Below are 5221 nucleotides of genomic sequence, written 5' to 3'. Positions count from 1 at the left end.
GCGGCGGTGCCGGCGGCTGCCAGCAGCAAAAGGCACGCGGCGCTGCGGCGCCGAAGCACGCTGTACTCGAACATGAGACTCCCCCCGGGCTGTACACGTGGCGCAGTCGGCCGTCCACCGCGCAGGTTCGAACGTGGCGGTGCAGGCCGCAGCCACCGCGTACGCGACAGCCCCAGGACGGTCCTGCACCGCGGATAGCGGCAAGGCGCGGATCGGGTGGAGGGCGCAAGCGGCGCAATGGGCAGATCTGTGATCGGCGACGAGCCCGGCTGCGGAATGCATCAAGACGACCGGACCAGGGCGGCCGGACGCGGCACAAACAAAAAAGCCCCGCGCCGAAGCGCGGGGCGACCGAGAGTGGCGGCGGCGGCGTCCTGGCCGACCGCTGCGATCCGGCACCGGGAGGTGCGCGGCGGCCATGGCGCGGCCGCCGCGACGGAGTGCCTCAGTAGTCGGCCTTCAGGCTGACACCGGAGAACGTGCTGTACGCCTTCACCCGCACGTAGTAGGTGCCGGCCTGCGGGGAGTTGAAGGTGCAGCTCTCGTTGTTGCCGTTCTTGTACGGACGGCAGTCGTAGGCCGAGTCGGTCGGCGCGCTGCCGAAGCGCACGTACAGGTCGGCATCGCCGCTGCCGCCGGAGGTGGTGACCACCAGGCTGCTGGCGCCGGACGGCACCTTGACCGTGTAGTTCAGCGAGGAACCGCTGTTGGCGCTGAGGTTGGTGACCGCCACGCCGTCCTGCAGTTCGTTGCTGCTGCCGCCACCACCGCCACCACCGCTGCTGCCGCCATTCAACGCCGCGGTGACCGCCGCGTTGGCGTCGAGCAGGCCGGCGCCGCAACCCTGCGAGCAGGAGAAGCTGGCCGCGGTGTTCTTGATGGTGCTTTCCACCTGCGCCGGGGTCAGCGCCGTCGGCGCCACCGACTGCATCAGCGCGACCACGCCGGCCACGTGCGGGGTCGCCATCGAGGTGCCGTTGTACGAGGCGTAGCTCGGGTTGCCCGGGGTGGTGGTGCCGTCGTTGAGCGTGGACAGGATGTTCGAGCCCGGCGCGGAGATGTCGATGCCCGCGCCGTAGTTCGAGTAGCTGGCCTTGGCCCGCGACGAGGTGGTCGCCGCCACCGCGATCACGTTGTTGCAGTTGGCCGGCACCGAGCTGGACACGTTGGTCGAGCTGTTGCCCGCCGCCACCACCACCGTGGTGCCGCGGCTGACCGCGCCGTTGATGGCGTTCTGGTAGGTGCTCGAGCAGGTGCCGCTGCCGCCCAGCGACATGTTGATGACTTCGGCCGGGTTCTGGTTGGTCGGCACGCCGCTGACGGTGCCGCCGGAGGCCCAGGTGATCGCATCGGCGATGTCGGAGGTGTAGCCGCCGCACTTGCCGAGCACGCGCACCGGCAGGATCTTGGCCTTGAACGCGGTGCCGGCCACGCCGGTGCCGTTGTTGGTGATCGCGGCGATGGTGCCGGCCACATGGGTGCCGTGCCAGCTGGAATTGGAGGCGGGCGAACCGGAGTAGCACTCGCCGGCAGCGGCCCAGTCGCCTTCGTCGGCCGGGTTGCTGTCGCGGCCGTTGCCGTCGCGCGCCGAATCCGCATCGCTGATGAAGTCGTAGCCCTGCAGGACGTTGGCGTTGAGATCCGGGTGGCTGGTGATGCCGGTGTCGATCACCGCCACGACCACGCCGTCGCCGCTGGCCTTGTCCCAGGCCGAGCGCACGTTGATGCCGGCGTTGGTGGTGCCGAAGGCCCACTGGTCGCCCAGGCGCGGATCGTTCGGAGTCAGCGCGATGGTCATGCGCTGGTCGACCTCGACGTATTCGACGTTCGGGTCGGCGGCGATCTGCCGCATCAGCGTCTCGGCCTCGGCGCGGTCCAGCGGACGGCTGGCCTTGACCACTTCCGGACCCACCGCCAGGCGGCGCAGGCTGGTCAGGCCGAGCGCGCGGCCGTTCTTGGCCGGCAGCGCGGCGGCGGCCGACTGCAGCGTCGCGCGCAGCGCCGCCGAGGGCGCCGCAGCGGCGGCGGACGCGCTGGAGATGCTGACCGGCGCGGCATCGCGGGTCTTGACGATGAAGCGCTGCACGGTCGGCTCGGAAGACAGGCCGGAGAGGTTCACGTCACCGGCGAAGGCTGGGGTGGCCAACAGCAGGGAGGTGAGAGCGGACGCGCCCAGCACGACCAGCCACGGACGCTGGCGCGACCCACGATGCGACATTTCGGACATTCGGACTTCCTTTCGGTTGAGTAGCCGCCTGATGGCGGTGTTCCGCGCCGCACCGGTCCGGTCGAAACCTGAACCTGGCGTGCGTTGCGAGCCCGGTCGGATGGCGTGTTGCCGACCATTCATCGACGCTAGCTCAGTACAAGCGCGTATGGAGCAGGGTGTGACGGAAATCCGTTGTACAAAACGAAGAAATGCAATGAACGTCGATGTCATAAAGAGAGCTACACCTCATTTTTGCTGCAGTGCAGCATGAAAAGACGCCAGACTCGGCAAATCAGGGGCAGATTTTTGGCTCCCGCGCGACACACGGGACAAGAAAAGGAGACAGTGGATACAGACGACAGAGGTTGCCTGCATGGCAGCGCCATACATCGGGACGGACACGGAATGTCCGGGGAGCGGATTCCCGGGAAGGCGCGATGCGGAGGCGGGGCGGCGACACATCGCACGCCCCGGCGCACCAGCGCGGACGTCGCCGGCGATGGTCGACGCTGTCGGACCATGCGCCAAGTGGCATGAGGTCCATTCGCCAGGGCAGCCAACGGCCGCCCCAGCGTTGGGCGCTCGGCTCAGCCCAGCCGCACCAGCCAGCCGTGGCGGTCGGCCACGCGGCCGTACTGGATGTCGGTGAGTTCCTGGCGCAGCGACAGCGTCACCGGGCCGGCGGGCGCGGTCAGGTCGCCGACCGCGAAGTCCTTGCCCTTGAGCTGGCCGATCGGGGTCACCACCGCGGCGGTGCCGCACGCGAACACCTCGGCGATCTCGCCCGAGGCCACGCCGTCGCGCCACTCGTCGATGCTCACCTGCCGCTCCACCACCTGCATGCCGCGGTCGCGGGCCAGTTGCAGGATGCTGTCGCGGGTGATGCCTTCCAGGATGCTGCCCGACAGCGCCGGGGTGACCAGACTACCGTCGCGCATCACCAGGAACACGTTCATGCCGCCCAGTTCCTCGATGTACTTGCCCTCGACCGGATCGAGGAACAGCACCTGCGAGCAGCCCTGCGCCTGCGCCTGCTGCTGCGGCAGCAGCGAGGCGGCGTAGTTGCCGCCGCACTTGGCCGCGCCGGTGCCGCCCTTGGCGGCACGCGCGTAGTCGGTGGACAGCCAGATCGCCACCGGCGCCACGCCCTTGGCGAAATAGGCACCGGCCGGGCTGGCGATGACGTAGTAGCCGGCCTTCTGCGCGGCGCGCACGCCCAGGAAGGCCTCGTTGGCGATCATGAACGGACGGAAATACAGGCTGGTCTCCGGCGCCGACGGCACCCACGCCGCATCCACCGCGATCAGCTGCCGCAGCGATTCCACGAACAGCTCCACCGGCAGCTCCGGCAGCGCCAGGCGCTGCGCCGAGCGCTGCAGGCGCTTGCCGTTGGCCTCCGGGCGGAAGGTCCAGATCGAGCCGTCGGCATGGCGATAGGCCTTGATGCCTTCGAAGATCTCCTGGCCGTAGTGCAGCACCGAGGCGGCCGGATCCAGCGCCAGCGGACCGTAGGCGCGCACTTCGGCGTCGTGCCAGCCCTGCTCGCGGCTCCATTCGATGGCGACCATGTGGTCGGTGAAATAGTTGCCGAAGCCCGGCGCGGCGAGGATCTGCGCGCGCGCCTCGGCGCTGCGCGCGGCGGTGGACGGGGTCAGGCGGAACTGCGTGGACGGCTCGGTAGCGGACACCGGGAATTCCTGTGGTAGTCGAGGGATGGCCAGGGCCGCAGCGTCGTGGCGACGGCAGCGGCGGCGCCCGATCGGGCTCCGTCGCGACGCGCGAGGCGTCGCGCGCGGGTCAGAGCATGCCGGTTTCCAGGCGCGCGGCCTCGGACATCATATGCCGGCCCCACGGCGGATCGAACACCAGCTCGACGTCGGCCTCGGCGATGGTCGGGATCATTTCCAGCTTGCTGCGCACGTCGTCGACCAGGATCTCGCCCATGCCGCAGCCGGGCGCGGTCAGCGTCATCTTGACCTCGACGGTGCGCTGGCCATCCTCGCGCGCATGCATGGTCACGTCGTAGATCAGGCCCAGATCGACGATGTTGAACGGGATCTCGGGGTCGAAGCAGGTGCGCAACTGCTGCCAGATCAGGGCTTCGACCTGCTCGTCGCCGGCATCCTCGGGCAGTTCCAGCCCCGGCGGCGGCTCCTTGCCGATGGCGTCGCCGTCCTTGCCGGCGATGCGGAACAGATTGCCCTCCACGAACACCGTGTAGCTGCCGCCCAGGGCCTGTGTGATATAGCCGTAGCTGCCGGCGGGCAGGGTCACCGCGTCGCCCTGCGGCACCATCACCGCGGCGCAATCGCGTTCGAATTGGACAGGTTCGCTGCTGCGTGAGTACATGGGGGCGATATGGGGCCAGGCCCCGCCGGTGCAAGTCGTGCAGTTTATCCGAGTGCGCGGGGGGCGCGCCGGAAGTATCCTGTACGCCTTCTCCGGGAACATCGAATGCCGCCTTCCTCCACGCCGGCCAGGCCCTCGCACTGGCTGTGGCCCCTGTTGCTCGCCATGGGCTGTTTCACCGCGCTGATCGCCTGGTTGCTGGTGGCGCTGTCGCTGGGTCGCCAGGCCGGCTGGATGGCCGTGGTGGTGGCGCTGGAGATCGTCTGGATGCTGCGTTTGGGCAACCTGCCGCGCGGCCTGCTGCGCATCGCCGTGGCGATGAGCGCCACGGTGCTGGTGATCGTCGCCGCCAACTGGGGCATCGCCGCTGCGCAGATGGGCGCGGGGCTGGGCCTGAACGTCTGGGATTCGTCGCTGAAGATGGGCGCCCACTACGCCTGGACCCTGACCGTGCTGGCCAACAGCCCGGGCGACCTGCTGTGGCTGGGCATCGGCGTGGCCACGGCGTATTTCAGCGCGCGCTGAGCACGGCCGGAGCGCGGCGGACGCCGCTGGCATGGCGATGGTGGTTGCGGCCTGACAACGCCCCGATCATCCGCCTTCGCCATGAAGCGCATCGTTTTTGTGGGAGCGGCTTCAGCCGCGATGGGCGTTACCGGTAAC

The 5221-nt window shown here is 69.2% G+C and carries 4 protein-coding genes; 1 reads left to right on the top strand and 3 read right to left on the bottom strand.

Going from position 1 to position 5221, the window contains the following annotated elements; all coding sequences use genetic code 11:
- Window positions 1-445: 445 nt before the first annotated feature.
- The 3 genes from D183_RS0111230 to sufT all read right to left on the bottom strand — a co-directional run bounded on the left by D183_RS0111230 (window position 446) and on the right by sufT (window position 4558).
- The gene (locus tag D183_RS0111230) at window positions 446-2218 is read right to left on the bottom strand and encodes a S8 family peptidase (RefSeq protein ID WP_017909072.1); all 1773 of its coding nucleotides are present in this window, start codon (window positions 2216-2218) and stop codon (window positions 446-448) included.
- A 578-nt stretch (window positions 2219-2796) separates the two neighbouring features.
- Complete coding sequence (locus D183_RS0111225; protein ID WP_010341242.1) at window positions 2797-3897, bottom strand: branched-chain amino acid aminotransferase; 1101 nt, start codon at window positions 3895-3897, stop codon at window positions 2797-2799.
- Window positions 3898-4006: 109 nt separating this feature from the next.
- Complete coding sequence (sufT, locus tag D183_RS0111220) at window positions 4007-4558, bottom strand: putative Fe-S cluster assembly protein SufT (RefSeq protein WP_017909071.1); 552 nt, start codon at window positions 4556-4558, stop codon at window positions 4007-4009.
- A gap of 105 nt (window positions 4559-4663) precedes the next feature.
- On the opposite strand from sufT, the gene D183_RS0111215 reads away from it, so the two are divergent.
- Window positions 4664-5083 carry a hypothetical protein gene (locus tag D183_RS0111215; protein ID WP_026144381.1) on the top strand — a complete coding sequence of 140 codons (420 nt, stop codon included), beginning with the start codon at window positions 4664-4666 and terminating at the stop codon, window positions 5081-5083.
- Window positions 5084-5221: the final 138 nt, after the last annotated feature.

This window comes from Xanthomonas sp. SHU 199 (genome assembly GCF_000364665.1).
In the GTDB taxonomy this organism is placed as follows: Bacteria; Pseudomonadota; Gammaproteobacteria; order Xanthomonadales; family Xanthomonadaceae; genus Xanthomonas_A; species Xanthomonas_A sontii.
This window is presented reverse-complemented; position numbering and strand designations above follow the sequence as displayed.